Source organism: Enterococcus sp. AZ079 (assembly GCF_050547255.1).
Classification (GTDB): domain Bacteria; phylum Bacillota; class Bacilli; order Lactobacillales; family Enterococcaceae; genus Enterococcus_D; species Enterococcus_D casseliflavus.
In genome coordinates this window covers 3,291,693-3,310,164 of record NZ_CP172955.1, presented here as the reverse complement: position 1 = coordinate 3,310,164, position 18,472 = coordinate 3,291,693, and the positions used below count along the sequence as shown (strand labels likewise).

The following is an 18,472-nucleotide window of genomic DNA, read 5'->3' as shown; positions in this document are numbered from 1 at the left end:
AAGAGAAAGGAAGTTGTTACATGCCCATCAATAAAAAAGAAAGTTTGATCTATACGACACTTATGTGTATTTTCATGGTGTATTTTATGAGTGTTTATAACCTCATGTTTCAAGTCGGTGTTTCGGCATTGGCATTCCAATTGGCGTGGAATGAATTGCCATTAGCCCTTTGTGTCGCCTTTATTTTGGATTGGTTCATTGTTTCTGGTCCGGCAAAAGGTTTGGCGTTTCGATTTTTGGACCATCAATCAGCTACTTGGAAAAAAATCGGTTTGATTTCTTCATTGATGATCGCCGGCATGGTGATCTGTATGTCACTCTTTGGTGCGTTGATGCACCCAAACCCTGATCACTCGGTGTTCGTCAATTGGCTAAGCAACATTGGGAAAAATGTGATCGTCGCATTGCCGTTGCAATTGTTCATTGCAGGTCCAATCGTTCGCCGGGTGTTTCGCGCCTTGTTTCCTATTGGCACTGTGCAAGAACAGCCAGTACTAGGGGAATAATCGATCATTAGAAAAAACGTACTGCAGACAGGTTCTGCCAAGGTTAGCTAAAACAGCTGGCTTGGCGATACCTGGACTTGCGGCACGTTTTTTTGCTTTTATAGACAGCAAAAAAACCCATAGGATGGTATGGGTTTTTCTGGTTACCCTATGAAATAGGATACAGGATGTACCTATATAGTAATATGGTTCCGTCAAAAAGAGAAGTTCAATTTTTTCACCGATACATGAAATTAATGAAAATTGCTAGTTTTTCTGACGAAAAAATCAACTTATAATTATTTTCCGTCTGTTATTCCGTATAGAAACCAACGAGTTGATACCAGCGACGATGCTCAATATGGTAGGCATCAGGTGAGTAGCCTGACATTGAAAAACCGATAAAGGTGATGACCAGTCCGAGAATAATAAACAACAGACTGAGAAAAACGAAAAAGCGCTTATTGATTTTGATCATAGGACTGCCTTCTTTCGATAGTTTTGAACAAATGATTTCGGCCAAACGACAAGGGAGTGGGTAAGACGGGAAAAAGGTCGGCTCATACTATAAGTGGCGATCAGGCAAAGCAGCCCTAAACCAAATAAGAAAATCCCCATGCCTAATTGACTTAAAAAGAGATAGAAACCATCCGCCATCAGCATGGGACTTAAGACAACGCTGGCGATCCCACCGATAAACGTAGTGACACCAATCATGCCAGTGGTGAAAGGCACACACCAGATGATTATTAAAAAGCTTAGGATCAGCAAAGCGGCACTTAACAAGAGGCTGCCCCACAATGGGAAGCCCAGTACTAAAATCAAGAGCAAAAAGGGATGAAAGCGGCGGGGAATCTCTACTACGACCTCTTCCGTTTCGGTAACTGCTTGGATCAGTTCTTTTGGGGAGCCAAGGCGTGCCACGGCTTCTTCTTCGGTGTATCCTTCTTCCATCAAATCTTCGATCATCTCGTCATAATAGTTGATCAGCTGATGAATCTCGCTAGGTCTGACTTTTTCAGATAATTCCGCAGCCAATGCCTTGATAAAATCAACTCTGTTCATCTAATGTTCCTCCTTTAATAAATCGCTGGATCAATGTCAATTGGGGCCAGTCGTTGGTTAAAAAATCGTCGATCCGCTGTTTTCCGATTTTGGTCAAGCGGTAATATTTTCGGGTCCGTCCTTGATGGCTTTTATTATAAGTCTCAACCGCTCGGCTGGCTTCTAAGCGCTTCAAGATAGGATAGAGCGTTGATTCTGAGATTGGCAGTAAAGGAGATATGTTTTTGACTAATTCATAGCCATAAGAGTCACCATGCTGCAAATAAGCCAAAACACAAATTTCCAATAATCCTTTTTTTAATTGGGCATCCAAAGGCTCTCCTCCTGTTCATACTCATACTATACATTACATAGTATCATTCCACAAGCAGCACCAGTCAAAATCAGCCTTAAGTCTGAGCACCATAAGACAACAAGAGTTTCTTTAATAAAATGGTCAAAAATAAAAAATAAAATTAAGAAAATCGGCGGAAAGTATAGGTTAACGTGCTCTTTTTTGTTAAAGTAGAAGTATAAAGATTACTTTCAGTAAGAAAATGGGCGTTGGTTGTGCTTCTAAAAGCTGCAAGTAGTCAAAGTGAATGAGACGAACATCAGCAAGAATTGGTGACGTCCAGAAAGGAAGGGGTATTATGAGAAAAGCAACGATTACGAAAAAATATTTGATCAATTGCTTAAAAAAATATCTGGTGGAATATCTTTATCGACCAATCACTGTCCGCGACATTGCTAAATATGCACGAACATCGACCCAACCGATCTATTTAAATTTTTCAAACATGCAAAATTATAAACAGGCGATGGTTGATGATGTATTTCGCGACATTCACGAAACAAAAAAAGAGTCAGAAGAGACACTCGATTCCTTATACAGCTTTTGGCAGGACTATTACGTATTTGCCAGCCGCAATCGTAACCTCTTTTTCGCACTTTTTTTAAATGATATTGGCTGTGGTCCTTACATAAAAGAGCGTTCTTTTGCTTATTTTCAAGAAGCAATTGCTGAATCAGCTGTTTTTCAATGTGCGCATAAAAGCGATCTGAGAAAATATCATGAAAAAGCCTTGATCTTTTTTAGTGGGTTGGTATTGCTGTTTATTCGTGAAGGAAATACGCAAGATAATGCTAATTTTTTGAAAGAGACACAAAATTATTGGCAGCGAGTCCTTCATGAACCAGTCGATTTTTATCAAGGTGATTTACCTAAAACCTTACTCGAATCAGGTCTAGCTGTAAGTGATCAATAGATAGCGAGAAAGAGAGGAAGAGATTTCAGAATATTGTGACAGCTATCATTGCCATTATTGATTTCTTCTTTTTCAACAATCCCCATCGGAGCAGTGATCTTAAAGATTAGAAGCAATAGCTATTCTTTAAGAGCCGTTCAACGAGTGGGGGTTTTTCTTTTGATAAAAAGAGGTGCGGAGTCGTTTAGCAAAATAAGAAAAGGGCTTGTCTGTAGTGTTAAGGCTTATTTTTAGGTCAAAGAAAAGGCGGCTTATTGTTGGCAATTTTCAAGAAATATGAGAAGGTAGAAATAGCAGAAAAGTAACTGGGTTTTATAGTTAGCAACGTTGAATGGAGGAATTTTGATGGGACAAAACACGCAGTATGGAGAAAAAAAGATTGCGATCGATCGCAGGATCGGTTTTTTAGAAGAACATACGTATCACGGGAATGATCTTGGTGTGACTTTTCAAGGACAGCAAACCACGTTCAAATGCTGGTCACCAGAGGCAGAGGCTGTTTCAGTATTGATTTATCAAAGCGGTGTCGCTGGGACTGACGATCGCCTGCTGACACTGCCAATGGTCCAAGAAGACAACTGTTGGCAAGTCACGACGGAAGAAACCGTCAAAGAGCTGTTTTATACGTTTGAATTTCAACGAGACGGTCAAAAAGTCGAAGCGGTGGATCTTTATGCCAAGGCAGTAGGGATCAACGGGAACCGTGGGGCCATCATTGATTTAAAGGAAACAGATCCTGAAGGCTGGCAGGAGACTCACGGCGTCGGTCAGCAATCGATCACAGATGCCTATATTTGGGAATTGCATGTCGAAGATTTCAGTGGCGCCGAAAACAGCGGGATTTCACCAGAAAATCGCGGGAAATATTTAGCCTTTACTGAAAAAAAGACCCATCTGGTGGGGGATGAAAGTCAACCAACTGGCATGGCTTATTTAAAAGAGCTGGGGATCAATTATGTTCATCTGCTGCCGATCTTCGATTTTGACAATGATGAAACTTCGTCTGCCTACAACTGGGGCTATGATCCGAAAAATTACAATGTCCCTGAAGGACGATACGCTTCTGATCCTAGTGATCCCAAGGCGCGGATTCGTGAATGCAAGCAAATGATCCAATCGCTGCATGAAGAAGCCATCGGCGTTGTAATGGATGTGGTCTTCAATCACACTGCGATCACAGAAGAATCATGGTTTAATTTGACGGTGCCTGATTATTACTACCGCCAAGATGATGCGGGGAATTTTGCGGACGGTTCTGCTTGCGGCAATGAAGTGGCTTCTGAACGGAAAATGATGCGCAAATTTATCATTGATTCAGTTTTATATTGGGCGCAAGAATACAAAATCGACGGCTTTCGTTTTGATTTGATGGGCTTGATCGATGTGGAAACCATGAACCAGTTGCGGCAACGCCTAGATGATGCCGGCTTCAGCCATGTGATTTTATACGGCGAGCCATGGGATGCCGGCAGCAATCAAATTATTCAGCCGAATATCCCAGCGAACAAAAGCAATGTTTGGGCACTGTCAGAAGGCGTTGCGGTTTTTAGCAATGATTTAAGAGACAGTATCAAAGGCGATGTCTTTGAAGAAACAGACGGCGCGTTTATTCAAGGAATGAATGGTCAACCGCAAGTCAAGCAAACCTTTTATGCAGCAAATTTGGCAACGGCGATTCAAGGAAATACGAAAGTTGCTGGGCAAGAAGGCGCCGAGCGTTGGGCAAAATCGCCCCGCCAAGTGATCGCCTATGCGTCAGTCCATGATAATTTGACCTTATGGGACAAACTGGTGGCAACCATGCAAGCTTCAGCGAAGGAAAGAAATTATGATTTTGATCGTGAGCTTTTAGCCCGTAACAAACTAGCAGCAGCCATTTTGTTTACTAGCCAAGGAGCCGTGCTGACCCAAGCTGGGGAAGAATTTGGCCGTACCAAAGAAGGCGATGAAAACTCCTTCCGTTCGCCACTGGTAGTCAATCAGCTGGATTGGGCACGTGCCAAAACCTTCAAAGAATTGCGCGAGCTGTATCGGGGCTTGTGGGCATTGCGGCAGTCCTATGCACCATTGAGAGATGCCACGACCCAAACGACTGAAAGCATGGTCTTTTATGAGACAAAGGATGAAAATCGCTTGGCGTATCAAGTACCCAATCGTGACAAACAGCATCCATGGCGTTCCTTGTTCGTTTTACTCAACAGCACGGAAGAAAGCTGGTCCTTTGACTTACCGACGACAACAGAAAATACTTCTTGGCACCTCGTTGCTGACCCCAAAGGAGCTGGGATCGCTTCTCGCGGCGTAGCAGCGCCAAGGATAACCATCGACCCATTGTCCTTCTGCATTTTGGCGGAACAAAGTAACTAATCAAAGTAGAAGCTAAAACAAACTAAAAATTTTAGTTTGTTTTAGCTTTTTTGGTAGTAAAAAAACAATTCTTTTGCTATACTTTTAACAGAATGAGAAGCAGAAAGCGGTGAGCAAATGAAAGTTGTGATCTCTGATATTGCCCGAAAAGCTGGCGTTTCCAGCGGAACAGTCTCTAATGCGATCAACAATCGTAAGGGGATCAGTGAACAAAAACGGCAAGCGATCTTGAAGATCGCTCGTGATATGGGGTATTTTGATCAGCGAGAAATTAAAAAAACGGAAAGCCAAAAAATCAAATTTGTCGTAATGAACAAACAAGGAAATGTCGTAGGGGATACGCCTTTCTTTTCTGAATTGATCCGAGGAATCGAAATGGAGTGCAGTGCGTTAGGCTATGAACTGGTCATTTCCCATATCACACTGGCACCAGAAGAAGACCCGATTGAAAAGATCCGTCCAGAATTAGCAGATGGTTTGCTATTGTTAGGAACGGAATTGGAAAAACAAGATTTAGCAGTCTTTCGCCATTTGGAAGTACCGTTAGTGATTTTAGATACGGTGTTTAATTCGCAGGACTTTGATTTTGTCGCCATCAATAATCGTGACAGTGCCTATGAGATCGTTGAAAAGATGATCGAAAAAGGCCACCGTGACATCGGCATCATCAATTCAACCTTTCAAATCAACAACTTTCGGGAACGCAAGCAAGGGTTCATCCAAGCGATCCAAGAGCATGATCTGATCCATTATGAAGAGACGGAAGCCTTAGTAGAACCCACCTTGGAAGGCTCCTATCAAGACATGAAGGTCTATTTGGAATCCTTGCGTGCCGATCAGCGACCGTTGCCAAGCGCTTTTTTTGCGGTCAATGACAATATCGCCATCGGTGCCATGAAAGCCATTCGCGAAGTGTTTCCCGATCATCCGTTGACCATTGTTGGGTTCGATGATATTCCTTTGGCGGAATTTTGCAACCCACCACTGACCACCGTCAAAGTAGATAAAGTGTACCTTGGTCGCCAAGCCGTGCGACGCTTGATCGAGAAAATCACGAGTGAAGATGAAAACCATCTGAAAATGCTGGTCGCCACGACGATCGTCGAACGCGAAAGCATCAATTAAGAATAAAAAATAATATGAAAAATAAGAAGAAGGACAAAACGTTTAGCAAGCGTTTTGTCCTTTTTTAGTTATTAAACAAAAATATTTATCTAAAACTATTGCAAAATATTTAGCTTGTGTTATATTTAAGGTGTAAAAAGTAAGGGATTACATTTTGAGGAAGTGAATAGATGACACAGATCGGTCTCTTTTGTGCCACTGGGCTCTCCAGTGCACTGCTCGTCAAAGCGCTCAAAGAGCAACTAGCGGATGAACAGCATTACCAAGTCAATTCCGCGCCTTTTTCAGAAATATTTATGGTGGGGAATGACTATGATTTTTTGATTTTAGCTCCTCAAACCCGCTTCAATCAAGCGAAAGTCGCCGCAGCCTTTCCTGATAAAAAAATCGTTTTACTGACGGATGAGGAATTTCTGAGCAAAAATGTAGCACGAATCGTCGAAGAAATAAAAATTTAGCTAAATATACTAAAACGCAAAGGGTGGTTTTATGGATAAAGTAACCATCGGGTTCGCCCCGACTAGAAGAAATTTGTTTAGTGCAGAAGCAGCCATTGAGTACGCCAATCTGACACGACAAAAAATGGACGAACTTGCCATTGATTATGTAGATATTTTAGATATCAACGAAGACGGCTTACTATACGATGATGAAGGGGTTGAAAAAATCGCCGAAAAATTCAAAGCAGCGAAGATCGACGGTCTTTTTCTAGCCAATGAAAACTTTGGTACGGAATATGCCTGTGCTCGTCTAGCCAAAAAACTAGATGTCCCCGTCTTACTGTGGGGACCTAAAGATGAGACGCCAGCCGCCGACGGTTCACGTTTGCGGGATACGCAATGCGGTCTTTTCGCTATTGGGAAAGTCTTGCGCCGTTTCAAGGTACCTTTCACCTATGTCAAAAATTCTGATATTGATTCACCAGAATTTGCCCGCGGCTTGCAAGACTTTATCAAAGTCTGCAATGTCGTCAAGACCTTCAAACAAACACGAATCTTGCAAGTTGGCCCACGCCCCTTTGATTTTTGGACTGTGATCTGCAACGAAGGCGAACTATTGGAGCGTTTCAATATTTCGCTATCACCAGTACCGATCCAAGAAGTGGTGCAAGAAATCAAGAAAGTCAAAGAACAGCAGCCAGATAAAGTGCAAGCAGTCATTGATTATTTCGAAACCAATACGGAAGTCCAAATTTCGGCGAAAGATTTGGAGATGGTGGCAGCCCTTAAAGTGGCTTTGCAAAACTTATGTGAAAGCTACGGCTGCAATGCAGGAGTCATCCAGTGTTGGACGGCCTTACAAGACGAAATCGGTATTTTACCGTATGCCTCCTTGTCGCTGTTACAAGAAGAAGGTTTGCCTTTTGTCTGTGAGACGGATGTCCATGGGGCGATCTCGGAACTGTTGGTCGAAGCCGCTTCGTTGGGGGAACACCGAGCAATCTTTGCGGATGTCAACTGCCGCCATCCAGAAAATGAGAATGGCGAATTGCTGCAGCACTTAGGAGTTTTTGCTTATTCCACCGCAGAGACCAAACCGATCTTGCCGCAACGACATTTTGTTTTTGACTATCCAGGATCAGTCGCTTTTCGGGCAATCAAAGACGAGTATACGCTGTGTCGCTTTGATGGGGACAACGGCGAGTACTCACTGCTGATGGGTACTGGTAAAGGGATCGATGGCCCATACAATCAAGGGACCTATCTCTATCTGGAATTTGCAAATTTGAATCGCTTGGAATTCAAACTCGTTGAAGGCCCTTATATTCATCATGTTGCGGCGGTCAGAAAAAATGTGGTGCCGATCTTGTATGAAGCGTGCAAATACATCGGCGTGCAGCCAGATTTTTATGATCCAATCGAAGAAGACGTCAAAGCATACTTGAGAGGGGATCAATCATGGAAATAAACGAGCTGGAGATGAAGGCTTTAACGATTCGAAAATCCGTGTTAGAGCTGATCTATCAAGCAAAAACGGGTCATACTGGTTCGGATCTTTCTTGTACCGATATTTTAGTGGCCTTGTATTATCGGATAATGAATGTCGATGCGAAAGAGCCCCAAAAGCAAGATCGTGACCAGTATATCCAAAGTAAAGGACATGCGGCAGAAGTACTATGGGCCGTTTTAGCGGACAAAGGTTTTTTGCCGAAAGAAGAATTAGCCACCTTTTCGCAATTTGGTTCACGACTGATCGGTCATCCAAACAATAAAGTAGCTGGTGTTGAGATGAATACTGGTTCGCTAGGCCACGGCTTACCTGTCGCAGTAGGGATCGCCTTGGCAGGCAAACTGGATCACCGCACGTATCAAACCTATACGTTGTTGGGAGATGGCGAATTAGCAGAAGGATCGGTATGGGAAGGAGCCATGGCGGCTGCCAACTACCAGCTGGACAATTTGACCGCCATCATTGATCGCAACGGCTTGCAGATCACGGGCGCCTCGGAAGATGTGATGGCAGTGGAGCCGCTAGATGAAAAATGGCGTGCCTTTGGTTGGGATGTGCATATCGTTGATGGCAATGATATGGCTGCCTTGGTGGCTGCATTAGAAAAACCGCATCAGCCCAATCAACCGAAGCTGATCATTGCTAAAACCATCAAAGGCAAAGGCTATTCTGCAGCCGAAAATCAAGCGCAATGGCATCATAAAGTGCCCACGGCAGAAGAGCTTGCACAAGCCATTGCCGAACTTGATCAGCAAATGGAGGTTTTGACTCATGGGAAAAAATAATATTGCCAATCGCCAAGCGATGTGCGACGTATTGATTGAAGAAGGAAAAAAGAATCCTGCGATCACGGTGTTGACCAGTGATTCTCGTGGTTCCGCTTCGTTAGCACCTTTTGCCAAGGAATTACCGACACAATTGGTGGAAGTAGGGATCGCAGAGCAAAACATCGTCAGTATTGCGGCTGGCTTAGCCCATATGGGCAAACGCCCTTTCGTTGCCTCTCCAGCTTGTTTTCTCAGCATGCGCAGTATCGAGCAGATCAAAGTCGATGTCGCGTATTCGAATAAGAATGTCAAACTCGTAGGTATCAGCGGCGGTGTCAGTTATGGGGCATTAGGCATGAGTCATCATTCCTTGCAAGACATCGCAGTGGCACGAGCGATCCCTAATTTGCAAGTGCTGTTGCCAGCAGATCGCTTTGAAACGATCCAAATGTTTAAAGCCTTAGCGGCATCAAATGAACCAGCCTATATCCGTCTCGGTCGCAATCCTGTTGAAGATTGTTATGATTCTGCAGATTATCCTTTTGAGATCGGCAAAGCCATTAAGCTGAGAAGCGGCCAAGATGTCGCATTGATCGCCACCGGCGAAACCGTGCGCCAAGCGTTGGATGCTGCTGAGCTATTGGAAAAACAAGGTATCACTGCTACCGTTTTAAATGTTCATTCCTTGAAGCCCTTTGATTCAGAAACGGTCAAACGAGTGGCGAAAGAAACAGGCACCGTGATCACTGTGGAAGAACACAGCCAATACAACGGCTTAGGAGCTGCCGTGGCGGAAACACTGACAGAAGAAACGGACATTCGACAAAAAATCATTGCTTTTCCGGATGAAGCCTTGATTACTGGTTCTTCGTCAGAACTGTTTGCCCATTATGGCTTAGACGGTGCCTCCATAGCGAAAACAGCGGTTGCGTTTCTAGGAGCTTAAGATGGACAAGACCTATCAGCTGGTTTTAGATCAGAGTACATCCGGTACCAAGCTCTTACTGTTTCAAGAAGGGAAAATCCTGCAGCGTTACGATAAAAAACACCGCCAAATTTATCCAAAAGTCGGGTGGGTCGAACATGATCCCCTTGAGATTTGGCAAAATGTCCAAGAATTGCTGGCACAAGTGTTTCAAGAACAAGCGATCACTGCAGATCAAATCGTTTCCTTGTCATTGACCAATCAGCGAGAAACGATCGTTGCTTGGGACCGATTGACTGGTAATCCCCTGTACAATGCGATCGTGTGGCAATGCAACCGCAGCGCCGCGATTTGTGAAGAATTGACGGCACAAGGCTGGGAAAGGACGATCAATCAAAAGACCGGTTTACGCTTAGACCCGTATTTTTCTGGCACCAAAGTGAAATGGCTGGCACAAGAATTATCGGCTATCAAGGAAAAGTCGGGAACTGGCGAGTTGGCGATCGGTACGATGGACAGCTGGCTGTTGTGGAATTTAACGCAAGGGAAGGTATTTGCGACAGAGGCCAGCAACGCTTGCCGAACATTGTTTTACAATATTGAAGAGGGCCGTTGGGATGCAGAACTCGTCAAACTTTTTGGCATCCATCTAGCAGACTTGCCAGCGATCAAACCTGCTGATACGGTTTTCGGTAACTATCACGGAATCCCTATCAAAGGAATCTTAGCCGATTCACAAGCGGCATTATTCGGGGAAGGTTGTCAAAGCCTTGGGGATGTAAAAATCACGATGGGTACCGGTTGTTCGATCATGATGCAAGTGCAGCAGGAGCAGACGTTGCGAGATCGCCACATTTTGACGACGGTCGGCTGGCAAACTAGCCAGGAAACAGCGTTTGCGCTAGAAGGCATCATCCGTTCCTGTGGTGACGCCATCAACTGGTTCAGTGAGCAAGTGGCTCCGCTGCCAGATGTAGCTGAGATCTGTCAAGAAGTGCTGACCAATGACAGTCAAGAAGACATCTATTTTATCCCAGCATTGCAAGGAATGGGTGCCCCTTTTTGGGATAATACGATGACTGCCAGCTTTGTCGGCATGAAACGCACGACGACGACTCATGAGCTGTTGAAAGCCGTTTTAGAAAGCATCATTTTTCAAATCAAAGCAGTGATCGATTTGATGGAAGAAGTCGCTGAACGACTGATCAATCAGGTAATGATCGATGGCGGTGTTTCGAAAAACCGCGCCTTGATGAGCTTATTAGCGACTTTGATCAATAAACCCGTCATCGTCAGCGAAGTCGAAGAATTTTCAGCCATCGGCACGATGCTTGTTGCCAATCCAATCATGAATGAACCAGCTATTCAGCAAACCACGATCGTTCCGCAAGCCGAACAGGCCGTGATCCGTTTGAAATATGAAAAATGGAAACGGTTCATTGAGAAATCAGCTGCTTTTAGTGAAGGATAAAGGAGGAACTATATGGAGACCCAACGAATCCAATTGAATCAAACGGCTTACGTGGATACCTATTTATTGCACCAATCCAAAGAGTACAATGTCGGCAAGAAACGACCGCTAGTGATCGTCTGTCCAGGCGGCGGCTACGCATTTACCAGTGATCGAGAGGCGGAAGTCATTGCCTTGAAATTCAATAGTATCGGGCTAAATAGTGTTGTTTTATGGTACACCACCGGTGACCAAGTGAAAAACGTTCCCCACAATGCCTTGATGGAAGCCGCCCAAACCGTCAAAACCATTCGTGCGCATGCTCAAGAATGGTTGGTGGATGAGGAGCAAATCATCGTTTGCGGTTTTTCAGCAGGCGGACATCTAGCGTTGCAGTTAGCGACGCGCTGGCACGATGCTGAGCTGGCAGAAGCGTTGGGCGTTAGCAGTGACTTACTGAAAGTGAATTTGGCGATCGCCGGCTACCCATTGGTTTATCAAGAGCATGCCTTCCCAATCGATGAGCTAGGCTTTGCTGCTAGTCTGATCGAAAAACCTTTAACTGCCAACGAACGCTTTTTTGGGAGTAAACAACCGACGGAAGAAGCCATTCAATCCATGAACATTTTGCATCATGTCGATCAGTGGACACCTCCGATGTTTCTCTGGCATACGACGGAAGACGTCTTAGTCGATGTGGCGCACTCGTTGAAGCTGGCGGTCAAATTAAGAGAAGCCGAGATTCCATTCGAACTGCATATTTTTGAAAAAGGCGAACACGGACTGGCATTAGCGGATCGAACAACGGCACGCAAGCCAAGTCACCACAATGCCCATGTCGCTAAATGGTTTGAGCTGTGCGAAGGCTGGCTCAGTAGTTATATTGATTAAAAAACCGTCGGTGCACAACTTGTGCCGATGAAAGACTAACTATATAGAGTCAAGTGAAAATTAGCTAAATCAAAAAAATATTTTATAACAGTTAAGTCCAAAAAATGAGTACAACAAATAGACCTTTCACTATTAGATTTTTTTGATTGTTCAATAGCTAATCGGAAACAATCTTATAAGGTTCATTTTTAGTTAAAATAGCATGAATCACATAACAAAGCTTACGAGAAACAGCACCTAAGGCCGTCAGATGATGCTTTCCCTCAGAAATTTTTTTCTGATAAAACGCGCGAAAAACAGGATCACATTGAGAAGCAACTAGAGCAGCTGAAAACAAGGCTTTTCGTAAGTATGGAGATCCACGCTTGCTCATAACATTATGTGTTGCTTCGTATTGCCCAGATTGGGACACAGACGCGTCTATGCCAGCATAAGCAACCAGTTTTTTCGGATTAGAAAATTTGCGAATGTCTCCAATTTCACCAAGAATTGTCGCGCCATTTATAGGGCCGATTCCAGGGATTGTGAGAATAACAGAGTCTAAATTACTCATTATGCGCTTAATTTCTTTTTCAGTTTCTTTTACTTGGCTTTCGATGAATTTCAATTGTTCAATCATGGAGCGTAATTGAAATGTAAAAGCTTCTTGAGCAAATTTCACTCCAAAGGAGTTAGAAGCTGCTTGCTTCAATTGATCTGCTTTCTCTGGCTTTATTCGGTTCCTGCTTAACTCAGCTAAGTATTGAGCCAACGTTTCTGCCGAAATTTCTTCTAGCTCTATAGGAGAACTAAACTCAAGCAATAACTCTTTAGACGCTTTTCCGAAAATACCTTGTTTAGAAAAAATTGATGCATATTCAGGAAACACTTGATCTAGTACAGCTATGATTTTTCGTTTGAAGTCGCTTGCGGTACCTACTAAATAGGTTCGGTAACGTGAAAGTTGTTTTAACGAAAAAACATTTTCATCAGACAATACTGTTTCTACAAAGGAACCATAACGCATCAAGTCAGCAATCAAAACAGAATCAATAATATCATTTTTTCGTTTTCTGATTTCTGTTCCTTTGCGCCAGCCATCGGTTTGAAGAGGATTCACAACGTGAATCAAAAAGTCTGATTCGTGGAGGTATGAAAAGATGGAGAGCCAATAATGACCCGTAGCTTCCATTCCGACAATAAAGTCAGCGGGAGTCTCTGAATATTTTGAAAGCCGCTCAATCAGGGAATCAGCTCCTTCAGTAGTGTTAGGGAAAGAAAAACCTTTTAGGATCACTTTACCTTCTTCACTCATTAAAGAAGCCACGTGAGTTCGCTTGCCGATATCAATTCCTAAGAAGTACATACATTTGACCTTTCTAAAAAAATATTTTGGATTGAAACCCGCTCAACTGAAAAGCGTCACTACCTTGTACGAGATACGGAGTAAAGCAAAAACTTTCAACATCTAACTCATACGTAATCCACTTATCAGAGAGAGGTGCCAGTCTTTCGATTACGAGCTTCAAAACTCAAGGAGGCAACGGCATAGCCTCTCAATCCAATAAATATATTATCTCAAAATGAATGAGTTAATACCAAATTAAAATAACGATGGTTCATAGGGTTATCCAATCAAAACCGGAAGGTTAAAACCCTAACTCTAATATACAAGGAGAGCACCACTGTGAAAATCACCGTAAGCCAAAACAAACGCACCTTATTGCGAGACGGACAGCATTTCTTTTATTTAGCTGACACTTGTTGGAGTGCCTTTACTAGTATTCAAGAAAATGACTGGATCACTTACTTAGACAAACGCAAAGAGCAGGGCTTCAATACCCTTCAAATCAATGTGTTACCGCAATGGGATCGCAGCCGTGGTCAATTTGACTGCTTGCCGTTTCCTCTTGATGCGGGCGTCTTTGATTTTACTGTTTGGGAGGATGCCTATTTCGAACGGGCTCAGCGTCTTTGTAAAATTGCCGACGAGAAAGGCTTTACTTTAGCGTTGGTCGTCTTGTGGTCAAACTATGTCGCAGGAACGTGGGCTAGCCAGTTGGACAAAGAACGCAACGTGTTGCCGGAGGATTGCCGCCAGGCCTACTATCAAAAAGTGATTGCGACTTTTGATGCCTTCCATCCGATCTACTTTATTGGTGGCGATACGGATTTCCCAACACAGCCAACCATCGATACGTATCTAGAAGCCTTTGCTTTCTTTGAAAAGCATTCGCCCAATACTCTGAAAACGATTCATATAAAGGGACGTTTTGAAGAGATTCCCGCAACGATCGTCGAACATTTGGACTTATTTTTATACCAATCAGGTCATAACAGCGCCTTTTTGAATATGCCTTATTATTTGGCAGAGCGTTTTTATCAAAGACAACCGCAGCTGCCGATCATCAACTCAGAACCTTGCTATGAACAAATGGGCTATGCCCGTCACGTATACGGCCGATTTGGTCAAAAGGATGTCCGCAAAGCGGCATGGCAATCACTGTTAGCCGGCGGCGCGGCTGGGATCACGTACGGTGCCCACGGCATCTGGAGTTGGCAAACCCCGACGGCGACTTTTGCGGAAGAAATCGGGGAAGCGTTTGATCGTCCGATGATTTGGCCAGAAGCTTTATCTTTTCCTGGGGCAGATGACTATGGCTTTATCAAGCAATTATTCGAATTATTAAATATTCAGGAGCTTGTGCCTTGCCAAGAGCGCTTGATCGATGCAGATGAACAGATTCGTATGGCAGCCATCGCAGGATCGAAGGATGCGTTGCTTTACTTGCCAAGCAATACAACAGTTCGTCTGCAAGGAGATCTTTCTACAGCGACCGTCACATTGATCGATTTGAATACCAATCGTTTCTTGAAACCAAAACTGACAGTTACCGATGGTATCACTGTTTTCCATCCCCACAATTGTCATGAAGATGTATTGTTTGTCATCCAAATAAAGGAGTGAAAAGAAAATGGATAAGTATATGGATAAGGTGTTAGTATTTGCAGATAAAATCTCCAACAATCGGTATTTAAAGGCAATTTCAAACGGGTTGATGGCGACGCTGCCGATCAACATTATTGGTTCGATCGCCTTATTGTTAGCAGTTTTGCCGATTCAAGGATGGACAGACTTTATCAATTCGATCAATATTGGCGGCTATTTTTCCGTCGGTTACAGTATGACCGTCGGGGTTATCTCAGTGTACGCTTCCTTTCTGGTCGGTCACCGTTTAGCGACAGAATTTAAGCAATCGGCGGTTCCTGCCGGCATCGTTTCACTGTTTGCCTTTTTGATGATGACGCCAATGGTTACCTTAGAGGAAACAACGACCCTCGACATGAGCAAACTCGGTGCTCAAGGCTTGTTTACCGCTATGATCTGTGGCTTAGTCTTTGCTCGTTTGTACTGCTTTATTTTAGAAAAAAATATCGCCATCAAAATGCCAGCAGGCGTGCCGCAATTTGTGACGGATACCTTCGCCGGTTTGATTCCAGCAATTATTTCTGGGTTTACCGCGATCGTCATTAGCTGGGCATTCAGTTTTACTTCTTATGGCTCATTCTCAGATTTCATCTATCAAATCTTGGCAATGCCGCTGCAAAGCTTGTCTTCTAGTGTAGGTTCGTTGTTATTTATTGTACTGATCCAAATGGTGCTATGGTTCTTCGGTATCCATGGTTCGTTGGTGGTGGGTAGCTTTGTCACCGCTTTGTACTTACCAATGGATGTGGAAAATATGGATGCTTTGGCTAGCGGCGTTGCTCGTTCCGAGTTGCCGAATATTTTGAGTAAGTCGTTTTATGATTTGTTTGCTGGTATTGGTGGGGCTGGGGGAACATTGTCATTGATTATCGTTATTTTGCTGTTGGCGAAATCAAAACAATCACGGACAGTCGCTAACCTGAGTGCCGTTCCTGGATTGTTCACCATTAATGAGCCGGTGATTTTTGGCTTACCGCTGATTTTGAATCCAATCATGGCGATTCCGTTCATATTAACACCATTGGTTCAAGTGCTTGTGGCGTACCTAGCGATCTGGAGTGGGATCGTCCCACGACTTAGTGGCGTACAAGTTCCCTTTGACACACCGATTTTTCTAAATGGGTTTCTAGCTGGAGGCTGGCAGGTCGCAGTTCTACAAGTCGTTTGCGTTTTGGCAGGCTGCTTGCTGTACATTCCTTTTGTCAAAATATTAGATAAAGGAAAATTAAAAACAGAAGCAGAAGCAGCGCAAGCAGAGGTTCAAACTGAAAGTATCGATCCAGCTGGAGAAACCGTCTGACTTCAGGGGAACAATGCGTAAAAGGCAGGACCTTGTTCTTCTTCAACAAGGGACAAGGTGAATTTTTGCACACTTGATTTCTTAAGACGGTGAATCCAGTCAATGATCGGCCATTCCCGAAAGCAGATAGGCTCTGATTGATCTACTTAGTAATCGAATGGTTCGGGGAAACGCCGATGATCCTAATGCAAATGTGACACAAATAGATTTTCTGATTTTTGATTTTACTCAGTGTGGGTCTTTTTAAAAAAGATACCAGCTGCTCCCCCACAATTGCTATCAAGACGTTTTGTTTCTCGGACACAGATCAAAAAGGAGTGTATTATATGACTTTCGCAGAGAAGTTCACCGAAAAAGGCCAGTACTACGCAAGTAAGATTCAGCAAAATAAGTATATGCAAGCAATCTCAATTGGATTGATGACCCTACTGCCAATCATGATCATCGGCGCATTCAGTACACTGTTGTCTTCTATGCAAATCGGGGTTTATCAATCAATGATTGCCCCGTTTCGCGATATTATCGCCTTACCGGCTCAATTTACGACAAATGCATTGGCTATTTATGCCGCTTTTTCCATCGCTTATAAATTGGCAGGCTTGTATGGAAAAGAAGGCTTGATCCCTGGTTTTGTTTCCTTGTTCTCCTTTTTAGTCTTAACACCAATCAGTGTTTTTGAAGATGGAGAGCTTGTAATCAATGCCTTGACCTTTGACTGGCTGGGGGCTAGAGGGTTGTTTGCGGCGATGATCGTGGGTGTCTTAACTGCCCGTTTGTATGTGTTTTTTGTCGATAAAAACTTGGTTATCACGATGCCGGAGGGTGTACCACCAACGATTGCCAAAACATTTTCGGGACTGGTTCCAGCAGTGTTAGTAGCAGTCTTATTTACGATAACAGCCGGTTTGTGGAAGATGACGGAATTCGGTAGTTTCCATCAATTTGTATACACGATTCTACAAATTCCACTGCAAAGTCTCGGAGGTTCGATCTGGTCTCTTTGTATTGCATTATTGCTGATGCAACTACTTTGGGTGTTTGGCATTCATGGCGCAGCAGTCGTTTTTGGTATTATTCAGCCAATAATGACGGTACTTAGTCTAGAAAATTTAGCTGCTTATGAAGCGGGAGAGCCTATGCCCAATATAGTAACTGGTGCATTTTGGAGCATCTATGCCAACTTTTCAGCGATGCTTGGTTTAATTGTTGTCCTGTTGTTTTTATCAAAAAGCAAACAATTTAAAACGATTGGTAAATTGGGAGCGCCAGGGGCAGTTTTTGGGATTCATGAGCCACTAATTTTCGGATTGCCTATCGTGATGAACCCGATTCTGGCGATCCCCTACATTTTAAGCCCAGTTGTGTGTGTTATTTTAGGCTATATCTTAACCATCACGAATATTTTACCAATTCCTATCGGGATGCAAGTGCCTTTTGGAGCTCCAGTTGTTCTTTCGGGAGTTTTACAAGGAAGTTGGAAACTTGCGGCGGCTCAATTACTGATGATTCCTTTGTGTGCCTTGATCTATTACCCATTTGTCCGCATTTTGGATAAGAAAAATGCCGAACAAGAATTGGCGCAAGAAACGCAAGAAAAAGCAGCAGAACAAAGCATGGATCGAGTGATTTCTTGATGGTTGAAGATCAAAGGGAGTTGCTTAAACGTATAGAAAGGGTCAACAGTAATTGTTAGGAAATTGTTTAATGGCTACTCATAAAAAACTCTTTAAAAGAAGCTAATTTGACAGGGTTTACTGGTTAAATTTCCCCTTTTTTCAAAAGATCGCTGGTTAAAAGAAACCGATTTTATGATGACAAGCCAACGAGTTAGTGCTATAGTTAAAGAAAGAAAACCCACGTGGATTGTTACTGACTCGATCAGGCAAGACCTAAATAAGAAAGCGCTCTTCTCGTTTTAGCAGCGGCTCTTAT

General features: G+C 43.4%; 17 protein-coding genes. 13 read left to right on the top strand and 4 right to left on the bottom strand.

From position 1 onward, the window contains the following. Positions 1–20 precede the first annotated feature (20 nt). Positions 21–506, top strand: a complete 486-nt coding sequence (locus IGJ15_RS15745) for a hypothetical protein (RefSeq protein ID WP_005226468.1) — start codon at positions 21–23, stop codon at positions 504–506. Between the two features lie 292 nt (positions 507–798). Here IGJ15_RS15745 and IGJ15_RS15740 read toward each other — a convergent pair whose 3' ends face one another. The 3 genes from IGJ15_RS15740 to IGJ15_RS15730 are packed head-to-tail and all read right to left on the bottom strand — an operon-like array spanning position 799 to position 1,863. Continuing rightward, positions 799–963 (bottom strand): hypothetical protein, encoded by a 165-nt coding sequence (locus tag IGJ15_RS15740; protein ID WP_005226470.1) that lies wholly within the window; start codon positions 961–963, stop codon positions 799–801. Beyond that, positions 960–1,550 (bottom strand): DUF1700 domain-containing protein, encoded by a 591-nt coding sequence (locus IGJ15_RS15735; RefSeq protein WP_010748498.1) that lies wholly within the window; start codon positions 1,548–1,550, stop codon positions 960–962. Before IGJ15_RS15735 ends, IGJ15_RS15740 begins: the two co-directional genes overlap by 4 nt. Further along, positions 1,537–1,863 carry a PadR family transcriptional regulator gene (locus IGJ15_RS15730; RefSeq protein WP_005226473.1) on the bottom strand — a complete coding sequence of 109 codons (327 nt, stop codon included), beginning with the start codon at positions 1,861–1,863 and terminating at the stop codon, positions 1,537–1,539. Before IGJ15_RS15730 ends, IGJ15_RS15735 begins: the two co-directional genes overlap by 14 nt. A gap of 319 nt (positions 1,864–2,182) precedes the next feature. Between IGJ15_RS15730 and IGJ15_RS15725 the strand changes: the two genes are divergently transcribed. From IGJ15_RS15725 to IGJ15_RS15685, 9 genes are all read left to right on the top strand, one after another. Beyond that, on the top strand, positions 2,183–2,797 hold the full coding sequence (locus tag IGJ15_RS15725) for a TetR/AcrR family transcriptional regulator (protein ID WP_010748499.1): 615 nt from the start codon (positions 2,183–2,185) through the stop codon (positions 2,795–2,797). A gap of 345 nt (positions 2,798–3,142) precedes the next feature. Then, the gene (pulA, locus tag IGJ15_RS15720; protein ID WP_010748500.1) at positions 3,143–5,164 is read left to right on the top strand and encodes a type I pullulanase; all 2,022 of its coding nucleotides are present in this window, start codon (positions 3,143–3,145) and stop codon (positions 5,162–5,164) included. A 117-nt stretch (positions 5,165–5,281) separates the two neighbouring features. After that, positions 5,282–6,289 carry a LacI family DNA-binding transcriptional regulator gene (locus IGJ15_RS15715; RefSeq protein ID WP_010748501.1) on the top strand — a complete coding sequence of 336 codons (1,008 nt, stop codon included), beginning with the start codon at positions 5,282–5,284 and terminating at the stop codon, positions 6,287–6,289. 170 nt (positions 6,290–6,459) lie between these two features. Then, positions 6,460–6,747: a hypothetical protein gene (locus tag IGJ15_RS15710; protein ID WP_010748502.1), complete on the top strand. Its 288-nt coding sequence runs from the start codon at positions 6,460–6,462 to the stop codon at positions 6,745–6,747. A gap of 31 nt (positions 6,748–6,778) precedes the next feature. After that, entirely contained in the window at positions 6,779–8,197 is a 1,419-nt protein-coding gene (locus IGJ15_RS15705) for an L-fucose/L-arabinose isomerase family protein (protein WP_010748503.1), read from the top strand. Further along, positions 8,188–9,024: a transketolase gene (locus tag IGJ15_RS15700; RefSeq protein WP_010748504.1), complete on the top strand. Its 837-nt coding sequence runs from the start codon at positions 8,188–8,190 to the stop codon at positions 9,022–9,024. Before IGJ15_RS15705 ends, IGJ15_RS15700 begins: the two co-directional genes overlap by 10 nt. Next, positions 9,011–9,952 carry a transketolase family protein gene (locus IGJ15_RS15695; protein WP_010748505.1) on the top strand — a complete coding sequence of 314 codons (942 nt, stop codon included), beginning with the start codon at positions 9,011–9,013 and terminating at the stop codon, positions 9,950–9,952. The genes IGJ15_RS15700 and IGJ15_RS15695 overlap by 14 nt, the downstream gene beginning before the upstream one ends. A gap of 1 nt (position 9,953) precedes the next feature. Next, positions 9,954–11,402 carry an FGGY-family carbohydrate kinase gene (locus IGJ15_RS15690; RefSeq protein WP_010748506.1) on the top strand — a complete coding sequence of 483 codons (1,449 nt, stop codon included), beginning with the start codon at positions 9,954–9,956 and terminating at the stop codon, positions 11,400–11,402. A 12-nt stretch (positions 11,403–11,414) separates the two neighbouring features. After that, on the top strand, positions 11,415–12,272 hold the full coding sequence (locus IGJ15_RS15685; RefSeq protein WP_010748507.1) for an alpha/beta hydrolase: 858 nt from the start codon (positions 11,415–11,417) through the stop codon (positions 12,270–12,272). A gap of 157 nt (positions 12,273–12,429) precedes the next feature. Here the strand turns inward: IGJ15_RS15685 and IGJ15_RS15680 are convergent, their stop codons facing one another. Continuing rightward, on the bottom strand, positions 12,430–13,617 hold the full coding sequence (locus tag IGJ15_RS15680; protein WP_010748508.1) for an IS110 family transposase: 1,188 nt from the start codon (positions 13,615–13,617) through the stop codon (positions 12,430–12,432). Positions 13,618–13,938: 321 nt separating this feature from the next. On the opposite strand from IGJ15_RS15680, the gene IGJ15_RS15675 reads away from it, so the two are divergent. The 3 genes from IGJ15_RS15675 to IGJ15_RS15665 all read left to right on the top strand — a co-directional run bounded on the left by IGJ15_RS15675 (position 13,939) and on the right by IGJ15_RS15665 (position 18,174). Further along, on the top strand, positions 13,939–15,219 hold the full coding sequence (locus tag IGJ15_RS15675; protein ID WP_010748509.1) for a DUF4038 domain-containing protein: 1,281 nt from the start codon (positions 13,939–13,941) through the stop codon (positions 15,217–15,219). Positions 15,220–15,226: 7 nt separating this feature from the next. After that, positions 15,227–16,540, top strand: coding sequence for a PTS sugar transporter subunit IIC (locus IGJ15_RS15670; RefSeq protein WP_010748510.1), 1,314 nt, complete (start codon positions 15,227–15,229; stop codon positions 16,538–16,540). A 326-nt stretch (positions 16,541–16,866) separates the two neighbouring features. Further along, the gene (locus tag IGJ15_RS15665; protein ID WP_010748511.1) at positions 16,867–18,174 is read left to right on the top strand and encodes a PTS sugar transporter subunit IIC; all 1,308 of its coding nucleotides are present in this window, start codon (positions 16,867–16,869) and stop codon (positions 18,172–18,174) included. Positions 18,175–18,472: the final 298 nt, after the last annotated feature.